Below are 17,500 nucleotides of genomic sequence, written 5' to 3'. Positions count from 1 at the left end.
GGTTCAATGGTTCCTCCTTATTATGGGGAGACCGACAGACCGTCAGGTCGCTTCTCGCGCACGCTTAACCTGCAGTATGTAAAAAAACAGGACATGCGCTATGGCGAAAACGCCCACCAGCAGGCCGCATTTTATATAGAAGAAGACCTAACGGAAGCCTCTGTTGCAACGGCTCAGCAGCTGCAGGGAAAGGCGCTGTCCTACAATAATATTGCGGACACCGACGCCGCCTTGGAGTGCGTTAAGGCCTTCAACGAGCCGGCCTGCGTTATCGTCAAACACGCAAACCCGTGCGGTGTAGCCGTCAGCGATTCTATTATGGACGCCTACGACCGCGCCTACAAAACCGACCCGACGTCCGCTTTCGGCGGCATCATTGCCTTTAACCGCGAGCTGGACGCAGAAACTGCACGCGCCATTATCTCCCGTCAGTTCGTAGAGGTCATCATTGCACCTTCTGCCAGTGAGGATGCGCTAAGGGTGACTGCCGAAAAACAAAACGTTCGCGTGCTGGTCTGCGGCGAATGGCAGTCTCGCGTTTCAGGATTAGACTTTAAGCGCGTCAACGGTGGGCTGCTGGTTCAAGACCGCGACCTCGGCATGGTTGAGCCGGCAAACCTGAAGGTGGTTACAAAGCGCCAGCCGACGGAGCAGGAGCTGGCCGACGCGCTGTTCTGCTGGAAAGTGGCCAAATTTGTAAAGTCTAACGCCATTGTTTATGCAAAGAACAATATGACTATCGGCATTGGCGCGGGACAAATGAGCCGCGTTTACTCAGCGAAAATAGCCGGTATTAAGGCCGCCGACGAAGGGCTTGAGGTAAAAGGCTCCGCGATGGCCTCCGACGCATTCTTTCCATTCCGTGACGGTATCGATGCCGCCGCAGCCGCCGGTATCACGTGCGTCATTCAACCCGGCGGTTCTATTCGCGACGATGAAGTTATCGCCGCCGCTAACGAACACGGTATTGCCATGCTCTTTACCGACATGCGCCATTTCCGTCATTAATTCACTCTTCCGGAGCCTTGGAGCAGAAACGATGAATATTTTAATTATTGGCGGCGGGGGAAGGGAGCACGCGCTGGCGTGGAAAGCGGCCCAGTCGCCCTTGGCCGATAAAGTCTTTGTCGCCCCCGGCAACGCGGGCACTCAGCTTGAGCCTAATCTGGTTAACGTTGCCATCTCCGCAACGGACATTGAGGCGCTGGTACACTTCGCACAGAAAGAAAACGTCGGTCTAACCATCGTCGGCCCAGAAGCGCCGCTGGTTAAGGGCGTCGTTGACGCTTTCAGAAAAGTTGGGTTAAAAATCTTCGGTCCAACGCAGTCAGCAGCTCAACTGGAAGGTTCGAAAGCGTTCACTAAAGACTTTCTGGCCCGCCACGCGATCCCTAGCGCTGAGTACAAAAACTTCACCGACCTCGATCTGGCATTAAGCTACATCCGAGCCAAAGGCGCGCCAATCGTAATTAAAGCCGACGGGCTCGCTGCGGGTAAAGGCGTAGTGGTAGCAATGACGTTAGAAGAAGCCGTCTCTGCCGCGAAGGACATGCTGGAAGGCAATGCCTTTGGCGACGCGGGCCACCGTATCGTGGTTGAGGAGTTTCTGTCCGGTGAAGAGGCAAGCTTTATCGTCATGGTGGACGGTGAAAACGTCGTTCCGATGGCGACCAGCCAAGACCATAAGCGCGCATATGACGGCGACAGGGGCCCCAATACCGGCGGTATGGGCGCCTATTCTCCCGCGCCGGTCGTCACCGATGAAGTTCATCAACGCATTATGGATGAGGTTATTTATCCTACCGTTCGCGGAATGTCTTCAGAAGGAAATCCCTATACCGGCTTTTTATACGCCGGCCTGATGATCGACGACGCGGGCGCGCCAAAGGTGATTGAATTCAACTGCCGCTTTGGCGATCCGGAAACTCAGCCCATCATGCTGCGCATGAAGTCCGACTTTGTTGAGCTGTGCCTGGCCGGAGCCGAAAGTCGTCTGAGTGAAAAAACTTCGGAATGGGATCCTCGTGCAGCGTTAGGCATCGTACTGGCGGCCGAAGGCTATCCAGGAGACTATAGAACTAACGACGTCATCAGTGGATTACCGACAGATGAAGTAGAAGGCGAAAAAGTATTTCACGCGGGAACACAGCTACGGGAATGCCACGTTGTGACCCAAGGAGGGCGAGTACTTTGCGTCACAGCGTTGGGCGAAAGCGTAGCTCAGGCTCAGCAAAGGGCCTACAAGCTAGCGGAAAAGATCCAATGGAACGGCTGCACCTACCGTAAAGATATTGGCTATCGCGCCGTCGCCAGAGAACGGGACGCTCAATAGTTCTATCTGGCGTTAACAAAAAAGCCGCAGTTCACTCGATGAACAGCGGCTTTTTCTTTGCCTTATCGCCTGAAATCAGAAATTGCTCAGTTTCGGCTCCCACTGGCAAAAATTCTCGTTGGCCACCAGCAGAAGTTGAATCCCTCGGGATGAGGAAAGCCAAGCCAAGCTGACAAAGCCGCCGTTACGGATGCGCTTATCCAACCACTGCTGCTCGCTGGGTGAAAAGCGAGGATTTTCAGCTTCACCACCGCAGGAAATAATGTCCCTGTCCTGAATATAGCCTTGATGCAGTCGAATTTTTCCGGCGGCAAGCGAACGACTCATCGCCAAAACCCGCTGAGATTCATACTTCATACGCAGAATGTCGTCTTCTGACAGGGATTCATTACGATCGGCCAAGCGCCTTTGCATAAAGCTGGGATTCCCTTTGGGATCCAGCCTGAGCTGCGTTTGGGGAATCAACGCGTCATTTTGAGCCTCACTGCGAATAAGGCTTAGCTTGCCGTCAATAAACTCATAGTGGGTAGCGATCGTGTCGCCGGAAAACGGGGTATACACGCTCATCAAGCGCATGGGCTGCCCTTCGCCGTCTACCTTGCTCCAAAGACGAACGATTCCACCGTCGGCAATATATCCCGACGCCGCCAGCGTTGGCTCTTGGCTGGTTGAACCGCATCCCGCCAGCGCCAAAAGGAAAGGAAAAACAATAAGGCCGCGTTTTATCATTGTACAAAAAAGAAAAGGGGCAACATGCCCCTTACTATATCAGTAATCGTGGCTTAATTACTTCTTAACGGCGTCTTTCAGTGCTTTGCCTGAAACGAATGCCGGAACGTTAGCCGCCGCAATTTTGATTTCTTTGCCGGTCTGAGGGTTGCGACCCGTACGGGCATTGCGGTGATTCACTTTGAATGTACCAAAACCAACCAGTTGTACTGGGTCACCGTCTTTCAGAGACTCAGTAATTGCGCCTAAGGTTGATTCCAGGGCCGCTTTGGCCTGAGTTTTGGTAAGACCAGCCTTGTCTGCAATTACGTCAATCAGTTGAGTCTTGTTCATAAATTATCCTTACAATGTATTTTATTGCATGCAATGTATCGAATACGGATGGGTAAAGAAAGTCTCTGTTAACCCCAGCCCAGACGCTATCGATAGCCACTTTTTAAAGGCAACACAAATGTAGACCAATCGGACACGGCTGTGAAGCCTTGACAAGCTATTATTTAAGCTCTAAGTCACGTTTTATCACTGTTTAGGCTAAATTTATGCCAATATTGCTTACAGCAGCCTCTTTCAGGTCCGCTCTAAGCCCCTTGATCAGCTCAACATCCCGCTCCTCGCAGTCGGCTAGCAGGCGATAAATTTCCCACTGAACGTCCCATTCGTTCTCTATTGGCGCAAGGACTTTTAGCTCCTCGTCCGTCATTTCTCTTCCCGCCTGCGTCATCTCTAACATTGCAACGGTACGAATCGAGGCTTCGCTGACGGCAACGGCATGCTCAATCGTCTCTCCGCTAAGATGCGCATGGATCGCTTCGCTTAGCGCAACGCAGGCGTCAATTGCCGGATAAACGCCGTAAATATCAAAACTGTCCGCATCGGGAATCGCTTCCTCTAACTTCTCAAGCTGGCTATCAAAATTGACCTTTGCATCCTTAACGACCAGCGTTTCCCAGACCAGATCCAGAATTCGGCGATAAACCTGAGGCTCGGCAAACCCGGTTTCAAGGCAAAAGGCCTGATAGTTTGGGTACATACGCTCGCACAGGCAGGCCATAAAGGTGAAGTGTTGCCAGCTGGCCAATTTTTCCAGCCGTAAATGAATCGGGTTACGCAACATGAAAATGTCTCATCAAAATTAAAAGCGGTGAGTCAACGAGCCTTTCAGCCTTCGTCGACGTTCTTTTCCGGGTGCGCTGCAAGCCAACGCATAAATGCCGGGCGTCGCGACGCTATCGCGTCTGCCCAGCGAGTAGGTTCTGGAAGCCGATAGCCGCGCATGCTGCGTTCAACCCAGAACAGGGCCGACTCTTGGCTAACGCGATGGCCGATAGAAATATAAAGCGGCTTGCAGCGGGCCTTGCTGTTCCAAACCCAACCTATCTGTTCTTCTTTATCAATAAGCGGCGAAACGGCACCCGCAAAAGGCTCAAGCTCGTCATGATGCCCACACAGGCGACTTTTAGCTACGCCTATCGTCGGCACATCTACCAGCAGACCAAAGTGACTGGCCACACCAAGCCGCCGAGGATGAGCGATTCCTTGGCCGTCAACAAACACCAGTTGAGGAACGATGGTTAACCGTTCCCAGGCGGCGAGAAGTGCCGGGTATTCACGAAACGAAAGCAGGCCGGGAATATAGGGAAGCGAAGTGGGCTCGCGGGCAACTCGATATTCCACCAGCTCAAGCGAAGGGTAACTGAGTACGGCGATCGCCGCGCGCGTGATCTTACCGTCCTGCTCGAAACCAACGTCGGCGCCGGCAATCCACTTAGGCTCATCAAAACCAAGGCGGTCTTGCTTAACGACCGCTTTGGCTTTTTCAACCTGCTCAGCCCTAAGCGCTGCAGTATCAGTCATGATACTGCCGGGATAAACGGTGAACGGCGTCAACGAAGGCCCCGGCATGCTCGGGCGGTACGTCTTGATGAATACCGTGTCCCAAATTGAACACGTGACCATCGCCTTGGCCAAACCCGGCCAGGATCTCTGCGACCTCCTGCTCAATTCTTGCTGGCGAGGCGTACAGCATTGAGGGATCCATGTTGCCCTGCAGAGCCACGCGAGAGCCAACCCGACGTCGCGCATCGGCGATATCCGTTGTCCAATCCAGTCCTAACGCATCACATCCAGTATCAGCCATTGCCTCCAACCACTGTCCGCCCCCTTTGGTGAACAGAGTAACCGGCACTCGGCGGCCTTCGTTTTCCCGCATCAGACCATCAACAATCTTATGCATATAAGCCAGAGAGAACTCACGATAGTCGCGCCCAGTCAGTACGCCGCCCCAGGTATCGAAAATCATTACCGCCTGTGCGCCGGCGCGGATCTGAGCATTCAAATAAAGGACCACGCTGTCGGCCAGCTTGTCTAACAGCAGGTGCAGCGTTTCAGGCTCGGCGTACATCATCTTCTTAATCTTGGTGAACGCCTTACTGCTGCCCCCTTCGACCATATAGGTCGCTAGAGTCCACGGGCTGCCTGAAAAGCCGATAAGGGGGACTTCCCCTTTCAGATTCCGACGAATAGTGCGTACGGCGTTCATAACGTAGCCCAATTCCTGCTCGGGATCGGGCACCGGCAGTTTCTCTACGTCAGCGCGGCAGGTTACCGGGCGCTCAAAGCGCGGCCCCTCTCCCGTTTCAAAATAGAGCCCGATCCCCATGGCGTCAGGAACGGTAAGGATATCGGAGAACAGGATTGCCGCATCCAGAGCATAGCGCCGCAGGGGCTGCAGGGTGACTTCACAGGCCAGTTCGGCATTTTTACACAGCGCCATAAAATCGCCAGCCTCAGCGCGGGTTGCTTTATATTCCGGCAGATAGCGCCCTGCCTGCCGCATCATCCATACGGGAGTCACGTCAACGGGCTGGCGCAGCAAAGCGCGCAGATAGCGATCGTTTTTTAGTTCATTCATTATTTTTATCCTCGATAATTGCGCGCATTGTAACATGCAGGGGCTTCTTCCTACAGCTGACAGGTCACACCGCTATTGTCCGTGTTCTCGTTCCGCCCGACATAAGGCAACCGTGTCTTCAATAAGGCGGCGAGCGACCGTCCCCGGCGGCGGCAACATGGGTAATCGGTCGTAATCAAACCAATTGGCGTCAAGCAGCTCGGACTTATCGATTTTCAACTCTCCGCTGTCATAATCGGCTAGGTAGGCAACCATTAGCGAATGGGGGAACGGCCACGGCTGCGAGGAGATATAGCGCAGATTTTTTATCGACAGGTTGCTCTCTTCGTGAACCTCGCGGGCAACGGCCTGCTCCAGCGTCTCCCCCACTTCGACGAAGCCAGCCAGCGCGGTATAGATGCCGCCGCGGTGTCGATTATGCTGGGCCAACAATATCTTGTCCTCCCTACGAATGGCGACAATGACGCAGGGAGCTATCTGCGGGTAATAGCGCTGATGGCAGTTCGGACACAGGCAGGCCCACTCCCTGTCGCTAATGGTCATGGCGTGCCCGCAGTAACCGCAAAAGCGGTGTGCGCGATAAAAATCCTCTAGTTGAACGGCTCGGCCGGCCAGTTGAAACAGACCACGATCCTCATTGAGCAATTGGCGCACCGACGCCATATCCCGCGCTCGCGACTGACGCACCAACCACACGGGGTGGCTCTGCCACTCACCGATGCGGTACGCCCTCTCGCCGCTTAACTGAAAATCCTTTGCAAAACCAAAAGGCAGCTCCCCCTTAGGAAGCCACAACTTACCGGCATAGCTCAATAACCACCAGCCAGACTCATCACCGCGTAACTGTTGTTCCATGACCGTCTTGCTAAACCTCTTATTTACTGGCAATCTAACAACGGTTTTTACATTATCTTAACTTTTCCAACCAACTTAATGACTCTGGACATCCTATGCTAAACCGACTTGAAACTCTAACTGAGCGCGTGGGCGGTAACCATCAATTGATTGACCAATGGTTAGAGTCGCGCAAAAGCCTGCTCGTTACTTATTATCGTCTGGTTGGTATTAAACCAAACAAAGAGAAAAATATCCCTCTTAATGAGAAAGCGCTGATCGACTTTGGCCATCACCTGGTGGACTACCTTTCCGCTTGCCATTTTCATATCTATGACAGAATCATTATTCAGGATGAAGGCGCTACAAGCCCCAATCTCGCCCCTGGTCAAAAAATTTATCCGTTGCTAGAAGAAAATACTAGAAAAATCATGGCATTTTACGATAGCTATGTTGAAAAAGGCATTAATGACGACACCATATTACAGCTGGATGAAGATCTTTCAACGGTAGGCGAACTGCTGGCAAATCGGTTTATGCTGGAAGATAAGCTGATTGTAGAAGCAATTAAAAACTGGGAAAGCCACCACAGCTCAACCAAGCAGTCATAACGGCAAAGCGGACAAAAATCCCTTTGCCGTTTTTATCGTCTTACCTATACTGTGCTTTACCGCCTTTATGGCGGCTAATCTTGTCGGAGTGCCCAGCGACCTTTATGGTGCGGGCTGAGACCGTTAATTCGGGATCCGCGGAACCTGATCGGGCTAATACCCGCGAAGGGAACAAGAGTAATTCAATTCGGATAGGAAAAAGGCCACCGCGCTAATTTTCGCTATCCATTACTCCCTCCTCGAACTCCGGACAAGCAATCCCCACTTGTTATTTTTGGAGTTTGCTATGTCTAACCGAAGAATCCAACGCGCTCAGGCGCAGCAGTTTATCGCTCAACTACAGGGACACGCGTTCCCCAATTCGCACAGGGTGTATATTCAAGGCTCCCGCGACGATATCCAAGTTCCCATGCGGGAAATATGCCTCAGCCCGACGCTCATCGGCGGCACGCAAAGCGCCCCCCAGTATGAAGAAAATGAGCCAGTTCCCGTTTACGATACGTCGGGCCCCTACGGCGATCCGTCGGCCTGCATAGACGTTCACCAAGGGCTAGCGCCTCTGCGCCAACGCTGGATAGAAGAGCGCGACGACACCGAGCCCTTGACGAAGGCGTCATCACACTTTACCCAGCAGCGCCTTGCCGACGAGGGGCTCGATCACCTGCGCTATACGCACCTTCCGCCGCCAAGGCGCGCCAAAGAGGGCCGATGCGTGACCCAGCTGCATTACGCAAGAGCGGGCATCATCACGCCAGAAATGGAGTTCATCGCCTTGAGAGAAAACGTAGGCAGAGAACGCCTGCGTTCAGAGGCGCTGACGCGCCAGCATCCTGGGCAATCCTACGGCGCTCGCCTGCCGGAAAACATCACGCCGGAGTTTGTCCGCGCGGAAGTAGCTGCAGGCCGCGCGATTATTCCCGCCAACGTAAACCACCCGGAATCAGAGCCCATGATTATCGGGCGAAACTTTTTGGTAAAAGTTAACGCCAACATAGGTAATTCATCGTTAACCTCCTCCATTGAGGAAGAGGTGGAAAAGCTGGTCTGGGCTACCCGCTGGGGAGCGGATACCGTTATGGATCTCTCCACCGGGCGCTATATTCACGAAACGCGCGAATGGATAATCCGCAATAGCCCGGTGCCCATCGGCACCGTTCCCATTTACCAGGCATTGGAAAAGGTAAACGGCATCGCTGAAAGCCTGAACTGGGAGGTCTTTAAAGATACGCTTATCGAACAGGCTGAACAGGGGGTGGACTACTTCACTATTCACGCCGGTCTGCTTTTACGCTACGTGCCGCTGACGGCCAATCGCCTGACGGGCATCGTCTCACGCGGCGGAGCGATTATGGCAAAGTGGTGCCTCTCTCACCATAGAGAAAACTTTCTGTATGAGCACTTCCGCGATATCTGCGAAATCTGTAGCAAATACGATGTCGCACTCTCGTTAGGAGATGGCCTGCGGCCAGGCTCCGTGCAAGACGCCAACGACGAAGCCCAGTTCGCTGAACTTCATACGCTGGGAGAGCTGACGAAAATAGCCTGGCAGTACGACGTTCAGGTCATGATCGAGGGCCCCGGCCATGTTCCGATGCAAATGATTCACCGTAACATGACCGAGCAATTAGAACATTGCCATGAAGCGCCCTTCTACACGCTCGGCCCACTGACGACGGATATCGCCCCCGGCTATGACCACTTCACCTCTGGCATCGGTGCAGCGCTTATCGGCTGGTTTGGCTGCGCCATGCTGTGCTACGTCACCCCGAAAGAACATCTGGGGCTGCCAAATAAAGAGGACGTTAAACAAGGGCTGATCGCCTATCGCATCGCTGCTCATGCCGCCGATCTGGCCAAGGGACACCCAGGGGCCCAAATCCGCGATAACGCCATGTCAAAAGCGCGCTTTGAGTTTCGCTGGGAAGATCAGTTTAACCTCGCGCTGGATCCAGAAACAGCCCGCGCCTACCACGATGAAACGCTGCCGCAGGCGTCCGGTAAAATCGCCCACTTCTGCTCCATGTGCGGCCCCAAGTTCTGTTCAATGAAGATATCGCAAGAGGTTCGCGACTTTGCTAAAGAGCAAACCGCCTCCGGCGGCATGGCTGAAATGGCTCTGCGCTTTCGAGAGCGGGGAAACGAACTCTACCATTCCGCCGTTTCACAAATCGTCACCGAGGAGAATAACAATGACTAAGACAGCGAGCCTGGTGTCCCTGCCGCCGACGCCGTTTCCTCCAACAGCAAAACGACTCGGCCTCTACCCGGTCGTCGATACGCTGGAATGGATAGAAAAGCTGCTTAGCGCCGGCGTCACTACTATTCAACTGAGAATAAAGAACTGCCAGGACGACGAAGTAGAAGAAACCGTACGGCTGGCCGTTGAATTGGGAAAACGCTTCAATGCCCGACTTTTTATCAATGACTACTGGCGGTTGGCTATCAAACACAATGCTTATGGCGTCCATCTGGGCCAAGAAGATCTGTTGACGGCCGACCTGAAGGCCATCCACCAGGCTGGACTGCGCCTTGGCGTTTCTACGCATGACGATGAAGAACTTGCCAACGCGATCATCGTTCGCCCGTCCTATATCGCGCTTGGACACATCTTTCCAACGCAAACCAAAGAGATGCCGTCAGCCCCTCAGGGCCTCGCCGAGCTCAGGCGACACGTGTCGTCGATCCCCGATTACCCGACCGTCGCCATTGGCGGTATCAGCATTGACCGGGTAAAAGACGTTCTAAACTGCGGCGTGGGCAGCATTGCCGTTGTCAGCGCCATCACTAAAGCGCCGGACTGGCGCCAGGCGACGGAAGCGCTGCTTTCCATGATAGAAGATATGGAGCCATCGTCATGCTAAGCGACAGTGAATTTCTGCGCTACAGCCGCCAGCTGCTGCTAGAAGAGATAGGCGAAGAGGGGCAGCGTCGCCTTAAGCGCTCAACGGCGCTGATCGTAGGGCTTGGAGGGCTAGGTTCGCCGGTTTCGCTTTATCTGGCCGCCGCTGGCGTTGGTTCGCTGATTCTGGCGGATGACGATACGCTTCATCAGACAAACCTACAGCGCCAAATACTGTTTGATAGCGCTGACGTTAAAAAGCCGAAGGCGGAACTGGCGGCCAAGCGCCTCAAGGGGCTAAATCCGTCTATTAGCTGTCGGATTGAAACCCAAAGAATAACTCAGGACAGCCTGCCCACATTACTTCACGACGTAGATCTAGTGATTGACTGCTGTGACAACATGGCGACGCGCCACGTTGTCAACGCAGCCTGTGTCTCTCGCTCGCTGCCGTTGATAAGCGGCAGCGCCGTTGGCTTTAGCGGCCAACTGTTTGTACTCACGCCGCCGTTTGCCGAAGGCTGCTACGCCTGTCTTTACCCCGACAAAGAAGAGCCGTCCCGCAATTGCCGAACGGCCGGCGTGCTTGGCCCGATGGTCGGCGCTATCGGTTCGCTTCAGGCATTGGAAGCGGTCAAAATGCTAGCAGGAATGCCCTCAGCCCTTAGCGGTCAGCTGCGTCTATTCAACGGAAAGCAGCACGCGTGGACCAGCCTCAAACTCAGGCGAGATCCGCTCTGTTCCGTGTGCGGAGGGCAACATGCAAATCACACTGAATGATACCCCAATGGAACTACAAGACAGCGCAGCGCTGTCCGATCTCTTGGTGCAATTAGGACATCCCACTCAGGGCATCGCCATCGCCGTCAATCAAACTATTGTGCCCAAAACCGCTTGGGAAACGCATCGGCTCTACCACGGCGACAGCGTGCTGATGTTTCAGGCCATTGCAGGAGGCTAATATGTTAACAATCGCAGAAACTTCTTTCACATCACGCCTGTTCATCGGCACGGGAAAATTCGCCAATTCGAGCCTGATGACGCAGGCCATTGACGCTTCCGGCGCTCAGTTAGCAACGATGGCGATGAAACGCGTCTCGTTAGGGAAAAACTCAGATAACCTGATTTCTCCGCTTAGCCAACTTGGCGTTCGCCTTCTACCCAACACCTCCGGCGCCAAAAACGCGCAAGAGGCCATCTTTGCAGCCCGTCTGGCAAAAGAAGCGCTGGGTACCCGCTGGTTAAAGCTCGAAATTCATCCCGACGCCCGTTATCTACTGCCGGATCCCGTTGAGACGCTGAAAGCGGCGGAGCAGTTGGTTAAAGAAGGCTTCATCGTTCTTCCCTACTGTAGCGCCGATCCGGTTTTATGTAAGCGCCTCGAGGAAGCAGGCTGCGCGGCGGTCATGCCGCTGGGAGCGCCTATTGGCTCTAATATGGGCCTACAAACGCAGACGTTTCTTCGCATTATCATTGAGCAATCCAACGTTCCGGTTATTGTCGATGCCGGCATCGGCGCGCCCAGCCACGCGGCGCAGGCGATGGAGATAGGAGCAGATGCCGTATTGGTCAATACGGCGATTGCCGTTTCTCGCGATCCCGTCGGCATGGCTAACGCCTTTCGCCTGGCGGTAGAGAGCGGTCGACAGGCTTATCAATGCGGCCTGGGAGCCATTCGTCAAGACGCCACGGCAGAAGCGTCCAGTCCGCTAACGGCATTTCTTCATGAAGGTTCCCCTGCTTCCGTTAAGGAGCCGCAATGAGCGCCGATTTTCAATCTCTTTGGCAAACCGTCGACTGGGAGAGTACGACGCTTTCTATCTACGAAAAAAATTCCGCTGACGTTGAGCGCGCTCTGCAGGCCGAAAAATGCAACCTGAACGACTTCATGGCGCTGATTTCTCCCGCGGCTATGGCCTATCTGGAGCCTATGGCCCAAAAAGCCCAACGGCTAACCCGACAACGCTTTGGAAATACGGTAGGGTTTTATGCGCCGCTTTATCTCTCAAACCTATGCGCCAACGACTGTACCTATTGCGGTTTCTCTATGAGTAACCGAATAAAACGCAAAACGCTGTCGGAAGAGGAAATATTGCGCGAGTGCCAAGCGCTTAACGATCTGGGATATCAGCATATTTTGCTGGTAACCGGTGAACATCAGGGAAAGGTCGGCATGGATTATTTCCGACGCAGCCTACCGCTAATACGCCAACGCGTCAGCTCGCTGATGATGGAAGTTCAGCCTTTAGCAACTCAAGACTACGCAGAGCTTAAGTCGCTGGGATTAGACGCGGTTATGGTCTATCAGGAAACCTATCATGCACGGACATACCAGAAAAACCATCTTAGGGGGAAAAAGCAGGACTTTTTCTGGCGTATGGCGACGCCTGAAAGGCTAGGCGCTGCAGGGATCGATAAAATAGGTTTGGGCGTGTTACTCGGGTTATGCGAACAGTGGCGTACTGACAGCTACTTTTTGGCGCAACACTTGAGATATTTACAAAATCGCTACTGGCAAAGCCGCTACTCGATTTCTTTTCCGCGTTTACGCCCCTGCGCTGGAGGGATTCAACCAGAAGCCGTTCTCAGCGACGCACAGCTGGTTCAGCTTATCTGCGCCTTCAGACTGTTCGCCCCCGAAGCCGAGCTGTCGCTATCCACGCGAGAATCGCCCCGTTTTCGCGACAGTGTCGTCCCCTTGGCTATCAACAGCGTTAGCGCGGGATCGAAAACGCAGCCGGGCGGATATGCGGACGATAAACCGGAACTGGAGCAGTTTTCACCCCACGACAATCGTTCACCACAGCAGGTCGCCTCAGTGCTGCTACAGAAAGGCCTTCAGCCAGTATGGAAAGACTGGGATGGTTATTTGGGAAGAGGATCGCAATGCCGCTGAAAAACAATTAGCTATCAGAGAAAAACGTCGAAACGTCGCGCATATACCAACAAAAGCGATCGCTATGATTGCCAAAGAGCCATACCGTAGCGGCGTGAGGGCGGGAGCCTTCTCCGGAACCGAATCCCCCTAGGTTCCGCTTTCCGCCAAAGGCTTTCAACATTGCCTTAGGCATCTTCCGCAAGCAAAAGCCTGGCCAGACTATTGGCCGGGCTATTCTCTAACTAAAAATGTTGCATAATTAGCTATTGAGTGATGATGCAGGACCTTCAGCCAGCAAAAACGCTCTCATTCTCTCTCGCTGTGGATGCTGCTTCAGCCAGTTGCGTAATTCCTTAAGCTTTTCGTAATCGTCCTCTCCCAGCAAAGAACGATACATTTCATCAAGCCTGTCGTCCGCCTGCGCTTCGCGCACCTGTCGCTGCCAAAAATCGGTAAACAGCGTATTTAGTCTTCCCGCAAGACCGTGCGCCTTCAATAGTTCCCACTCCCCTTTATCCAACCAGATGCCGTTAACTCTGGCGCTGAGGTCTAATCGATGAGCAGTGTCTTTTGAGATACGAAACTTCGTCATCAATGCTCCCGTCATTGGGCATAGAAGCGCCTTCTCCGTTTCCTCAGCCTCTAAAGCCGCGTTTGCGAGCGAAGGTGAAACTACAGGAACCTCATGTTTATGACGTAAATAATCTTCCAGCATCAGCCAGTTTCCCCCGCAGTTTGGGCAATGCTGTACGGGTAAAAAACCGTCTAAACGTTCAGCTTTAAGTTCAACGGTTTGGCATTTTGGACACTTCATGCATTCTCTCCCTGATCGCGATAGTTAATCATTCAACGGTGCCGTTTACGCTGCACCTTTGGATTGGGTGCGGCCAACAGGTTAGCGTTTAATAAAATTTTCTATTTAAAAACACGCTTTTAAATAATAAGTTCGTCTAACTATATTAGTCCAATCTTATACGTTTTGACATCAATAATAGAGATTGTTCTAATAGATCAATGCATTGCCACATTAAAAGGCCTCACCCAACACGCATACCTTAGCATGTGATCTATATCGCATATTTGAATAAGTATGGCCATTCAGGCTACACTCCATCCCGAAGTTCGTAATGGACTATAGTTAGATGAAACACATTGCCATGCTTTGTGTTTCTTTATCTTTTTTAAGGAAAAATGAATCATGTTTAGAAAGTTATGCGCCGAATTTTTCGGTACTTTTTGGTTAGTTTTTGGTGGTTGTGGTAGCGCTGTTTTAGCTGCGGCGTTTCCCGAGCTAGGCATTGGGTTTGCCGGCGTAGCCCTGGCGTTCGGTCTTACCGTACTAACGATGGCCTACGCCGTGGGACACATTTCCGGCGGACACTTCAACCCAGCCGTAACGGTTGGCCTGTTTGCCGGCGGTCGTTTCCCCGCAAAAGACGTTATTCCCTACATCATCGTTCAAACGATTGGCGCAATTGCCGCAGCTGCGGTTCTTTACTCTATCGCCAGCGGAAAAGCCGGGTTTGACGCCACCGCCAGCGGATTTGCATCTAACGGCTTTGGTGAACACTCTCCGGATGGCTTTTCCCTGCAGGCCGCAATTGTAGCTGAACTGGTATTAACGGCCTTTTTCCTTATCATTATTCACGGAGCTACGGACAAGCGCGCTCCGGCCGGTTTTGCGCCGATCGCTATTGGTCTGGGCCTGACGCTGATCCACTTAATCAGCATTCCTGTCACCAATACGTCAGTAAACCCGGCCCGTAGTACCGGCGTCGCCATTTTTCAGGGTACCTGGGCAATAGAGCAACTGTGGGTATTTTGGTTAGTGCCGCTTATCGGCGGTATTGTTGGTGGGCTGATTTATCGCTGCCTGTTAGAAAGCAAAGATTAATAAAAACGTTAAATAGCAAAGCTCGCCTCGGCGGGCTTTTTTTGTCGCTGTTTTTAAGTCACCGTCTGTTCGATTCACTAAAGCATCTGTGCCGCAACGAAGGATGATGAAGAATGGATAACAGTAATGACGTTTTGTATACCACAATAAACGCGGGATGCCAGATTGAAAGAAGCTTTTAAATAGGTGGGATAATCCTTCGTTGCGGCACAGATAGGCTGCTAGTTTTCGTTATCTATATTGTGAGCAAGGGACTTTTAAATAGCTTGGAAACTAAAAGAAGAAAGGAAGGCCGCTATATGAAAAGAGTCATATTCAACAAACGCAAAAAGGCCACTCGAGAGAGTGGCCTTTTCTAATTAAAAGCCTGGCAGTTTATAAACCTCTTCGAGGCCGTCCTCCGGGCGTTCACACCTGCTCCCGGCAGGTTTGTCTCTATCGAGTAGCGAACTGCCGTTAGACAAATGCAAAAAGGCCACTCTTTCGAGTGGCCTCTTCTAATTAAAAGCCTGGCAGTTCCCTACTCTCGCATGGGGAAACCCCACACTACCATCGGCGCTACGGCGTTTCACTTCTGAGTTCGGCATGGGGTCAGGTGGGACCACCGCGCTGTCGCCGCCAGGCATATTCTGTTTTACTCCGCCGCTTTCGTATTCGTCATACTTCCGCCACAGAGCTCCAATCCACAAACAAGCTAAATAATTCTTCGTCTCTAAAACGCCTTCGGCGTTGTAAGGTTAAGCCTCACGGTTCATTAGTACTGGTTAGCTCAATACATCGCTGCACTTACACACCCAGCCTATCTACGTCATCGTCTTTAACGTTCCTTTAGGGGACTCTAAGTCCCAGGGAAGACTCATCTTGGGGCAAGTTTCGCGCTTAGATGCTTTCAGCGCTTATCTTTTCCGCACGTAGCTACCGGGCAATGCAATTGGCATCACAACCCGTACACCAGCGGTGCGTTCACTCCGGTCCTCTCGTACTAGGAGCAACCCCCCTCAATCTTCCAGCGCCCACGGCAGATAGGGACCGAACTGTCTCACGACGTTCTAAACCCAGCTCGCGTACCACTTTAAACGGCGAACAGCCGTACCCTTGGGACCTACTTCAGCCCCAGGATGTGATGAGCCGACATCGAGGTGCCAAACACCGCCGTCGATATGAACTCTTGGGCGGTATCAGCCTGTTATCCCCGGAGTACCTTTTATCCGTTGAGCGATGGCCCTTCCATTCAGAACCACCGGATCACTAAGACCTACTTTCGTACCTGCTCGAGCCGTCACTCTCGCAGTCAAGCTGGCTTATGCCTTTGCACTAACCTCCTGATGTCCGACCAGGATTAGCCAACCTTCGTGCTCCTCCGTTACTCTTTGGGAGGAGACCGCCCCAGTCAAACTACCCACCAGACACTGTCCTCACCCGCGATTCAGCAGGTCGAGTTAGAACATCAAACATTAAAGGGTGGTATTTCAAGGTTGGCTCCATGCAGACTGGCGTCCACACTTCAAAGCCTCCCACCTATCCTACACATCAAGGTTCAATGTTCCGTGTCAAGCTATAGTAAAGGTTCACGGGGTCTTTCCGTCTTGCCGCGGGTACACAGCATCTTCACTGCGAGTTCAATTTCACTGGGTCTCGGGTGGAGACAGCCTGGCCATCATTACGCCATTCGTGCAGGTCGGAACTTACCCGACAAGGAATTTCGCTACCTTAGGACCGTTATAGTTACGGCCGCCGTTTACTGGGGCTTCGATCAAGAGCTTCGCTTGCGCTAACCCCATCAATTAACCTTCCAGCACCGGGCAGGCGTCACACCGTATACGTCCACTTTCGTGTTTGCACAGTGCTGTGTTTTTAATAAACAGTTGCAGCCAGCTGGTATCTTCGACTGGCTTCGGCTCCATGGGCAAGCCACTTCACCTACTGCCAGCGTGCCTTCTCCCGAAGTTACGGCACCATTTTGCCTAGTTCCTTCACCCGAGTTCTCCCAAGCGCCTGAGTATTCTCTACCTGACCACCTGTGTCGGTTTGGGGTACGATTTAATGTTACCTGATGCTTAGAGGCTTTTCCTGGAAGCAGGGCATCAACCACTTCATCTCCGTAGAGACTCGTCATCACGCCTCAGTGTTAACAGCAGTCCGGATTTACCAAGACCACCCACCTACACGCTTAAACCGGGATAACCGTCACCCGGCCGGCCTAGCCTTCTTCGTCCCCCCTTCGCAGTAACACCAAGTACGGGAATATTAACCCGTTTCCCATCGACTACGCCTTTCGGCCTCGCCTTAGGGGTCGACTCACCCTGCCCCGATTAACGTTGGACAGGAACCCTTGGTCTTCCGGCGAGCGGGCTTTTCACCCGCTTTATCGTTACTTATGTCAGCATTCGCACTTCTGATACCTCCAGCAGACCTCACAGTCCACCTTCGCAGGCTTACAGAACGCTCCCCTACCCAACGAACGTATCCCTA

At 52.9% G+C, this 17,500-nt stretch carries 17 protein-coding genes, 2 rRNA genes, 1 pseudogene and 1 riboswitch (2 of these 21 only partly in view); of the genes and pseudogenes, 10 read left to right on the top strand and 10 right to left on the bottom strand.

Features of this window, described 5'->3' with window-relative positions; all coding sequences use genetic code 11:
• Both purH and purD read left to right on the top strand, forming a co-directional pair.
• A protein-coding gene (gene purH, locus V8L73_RS02425) for a bifunctional phosphoribosylaminoimidazolecarboxamide formyltransferase/IMP cyclohydrolase (RefSeq protein WP_347254037.1) crosses the window boundary here: on the top strand, positions 1-1,008 show its 3' portion. The gene continues 582 nt to the left of window position 1, outside the view; 1,008 of the gene's 1,590 nt are visible here — the last part of the coding sequence; its start codon lies beyond the left edge, outside the window; the stop codon is at positions 1,006-1,008.
• A 31-nt stretch (positions 1,009-1,039) separates the two neighbouring features.
• Complete coding sequence (purD, locus tag V8L73_RS02420; protein WP_347254036.1) at positions 1,040-2,332, top strand: phosphoribosylamine--glycine ligase; 1,293 nt, start codon at positions 1,040-1,042, stop codon at positions 2,330-2,332.
• 75 nt (positions 2,333-2,407) lie between these two features.
• Here purD and V8L73_RS02415 read toward each other — a convergent pair whose 3' ends face one another.
• The 6 genes from V8L73_RS02415 to nudC form a co-directional block, all read right to left on the bottom strand.
• Entirely contained in the window at positions 2,408-3,061 is a 654-nt protein-coding gene (locus V8L73_RS02415; protein WP_347254035.1) for a DUF1481 domain-containing protein, read from the bottom strand.
• A gap of 57 nt (positions 3,062-3,118) precedes the next feature.
• Complete coding sequence (gene hupA, locus V8L73_RS02410) at positions 3,119-3,394, bottom strand: nucleoid-associated protein HU-alpha (protein WP_027275787.1); 276 nt, start codon at positions 3,392-3,394, stop codon at positions 3,119-3,121.
• 193 nt (positions 3,395-3,587) lie between these two features.
• Positions 3,588-4,175 carry a YjaG family protein gene (locus V8L73_RS02405; RefSeq protein ID WP_027275788.1) on the bottom strand — a complete coding sequence of 196 codons (588 nt, stop codon included), beginning with the start codon at positions 4,173-4,175 and terminating at the stop codon, positions 3,588-3,590.
• A 44-nt stretch (positions 4,176-4,219) separates the two neighbouring features.
• On the bottom strand, positions 4,220-4,915 hold the full coding sequence (nfi, locus tag V8L73_RS02400; RefSeq protein ID WP_347254034.1) for a deoxyribonuclease V: 696 nt from the start codon (positions 4,913-4,915) through the stop codon (positions 4,220-4,222).
• A complete protein-coding gene (hemE, locus tag V8L73_RS02395) occupies positions 4,908-5,972 on the bottom strand; it encodes a uroporphyrinogen decarboxylase (RefSeq protein WP_347254033.1) in 1,065 nt (354 codons plus the stop codon). The genes nfi and hemE overlap by 8 nt, the downstream gene beginning before the upstream one ends.
• Before the next feature lie 72 nt (positions 5,973-6,044).
• On the bottom strand, positions 6,045-6,827 hold the full coding sequence (gene nudC, locus V8L73_RS02390) for an NAD(+) diphosphatase (protein ID WP_027275791.1): 783 nt from the start codon (positions 6,825-6,827) through the stop codon (positions 6,045-6,047).
• A 95-nt stretch (positions 6,828-6,922) separates the two neighbouring features.
• Here nudC and rsd point away from each other — a divergent pair, with 95 nt between their 5' ends.
• The 7 genes from rsd (at position 6,923) to thiH (ending at position 13,152) form a co-directional block, all read left to right on the top strand.
• On the top strand, positions 6,923-7,417 hold the full coding sequence (gene rsd / locus V8L73_RS02385; protein ID WP_347254032.1) for a sigma D regulator: 495 nt from the start codon (positions 6,923-6,925) through the stop codon (positions 7,415-7,417).
• A gap of 74 nt (positions 7,418-7,491) precedes the next feature.
• Positions 7,492-7,605: riboswitch (TPP riboswitch) on the top strand.
• Between the two features lie 98 nt (positions 7,606-7,703).
• Positions 7,704-9,614, top strand: a complete 1,911-nt coding sequence (gene thiC / locus V8L73_RS02380; RefSeq protein ID WP_347254031.1) for a phosphomethylpyrimidine synthase ThiC — start codon at positions 7,704-7,706, stop codon at positions 9,612-9,614.
• Entirely contained in the window at positions 9,607-10,278 is a 672-nt protein-coding gene (thiE, locus tag V8L73_RS02375; protein WP_422655609.1) for a thiamine phosphate synthase, read from the top strand. Before thiC ends, thiE begins: the two co-directional genes overlap by 8 nt.
• Positions 10,272-11,036 carry a HesA/MoeB/ThiF family protein gene (locus tag V8L73_RS02370; protein ID WP_347254030.1) on the top strand — a complete coding sequence of 255 codons (765 nt, stop codon included), beginning with the start codon at positions 10,272-10,274 and terminating at the stop codon, positions 11,034-11,036. Before thiE ends, V8L73_RS02370 begins: the two co-directional genes overlap by 7 nt.
• Positions 11,017-11,217, top strand: a complete 201-nt coding sequence (gene thiS, locus V8L73_RS02365) for a sulfur carrier protein ThiS (protein ID WP_027275796.1) — start codon at positions 11,017-11,019, stop codon at positions 11,215-11,217. Before V8L73_RS02370 ends, thiS begins: the two co-directional genes overlap by 20 nt.
• A 1-nt stretch (position 11,218) precedes the next feature.
• Positions 11,219-12,019 (top strand): thiazole synthase, encoded by an 801-nt coding sequence (locus V8L73_RS02360; protein WP_347254029.1) that lies wholly within the window; start codon positions 11,219-11,221, stop codon positions 12,017-12,019.
• The gene (gene thiH, locus V8L73_RS02355) at positions 12,016-13,152 is read left to right on the top strand and encodes a 2-iminoacetate synthase ThiH (RefSeq protein ID WP_347254028.1); all 1,137 of its coding nucleotides are present in this window, start codon (positions 12,016-12,018) and stop codon (positions 13,150-13,152) included. Before V8L73_RS02360 ends, thiH begins: the two co-directional genes overlap by 4 nt.
• Before the next feature lie 241 nt (positions 13,153-13,393).
• Here thiH and V8L73_RS02350 read toward each other — a convergent pair whose 3' ends face one another.
• Positions 13,394-13,726, bottom strand: a complete 333-nt coding sequence (locus tag V8L73_RS02350; RefSeq protein ID WP_347254027.1) for a hypothetical protein — start codon at positions 13,724-13,726, stop codon at positions 13,394-13,396.
• 153 nt (positions 13,727-13,879) lie between these two features.
• Positions 13,880-13,948 (bottom strand): annotated as a pseudogene (locus tag V8L73_RS19820) (hypothetical protein); the annotation flags it as partial.
• Positions 13,949-14,332: 384 nt separating this feature from the next.
• On the opposite strand from V8L73_RS19820, the gene aqpZ reads away from it, so the two are divergent.
• Entirely contained in the window at positions 14,333-15,028 is a 696-nt protein-coding gene (gene aqpZ, locus V8L73_RS02345) for an aquaporin Z (protein ID WP_347254026.1), read from the top strand.
• A 507-nt stretch (positions 15,029-15,535) separates the two neighbouring features.
• Here the strand turns inward: aqpZ and rrf are convergent.
• Positions 15,536-15,651, bottom strand: a 5S ribosomal RNA gene (rrf, locus tag V8L73_RS02340).
• A gap of 110 nt (positions 15,652-15,761) precedes the next feature.
• Positions 15,762-17,500 (bottom strand): 23S ribosomal RNA (locus tag V8L73_RS02335) (it continues 1,255 nt past the right edge of the window).

It is taken from the genome of Leminorella grimontii (assembly GCF_039789245.1).
Lineage (GTDB): Bacteria > Pseudomonadota > Gammaproteobacteria > Enterobacterales > Enterobacteriaceae > Leminorella > Leminorella grimontii.
The sequence above is the reverse complement of the archived record's forward strand: the minus strand, read 5'-3'. Positions and strand labels throughout refer to the sequence as shown.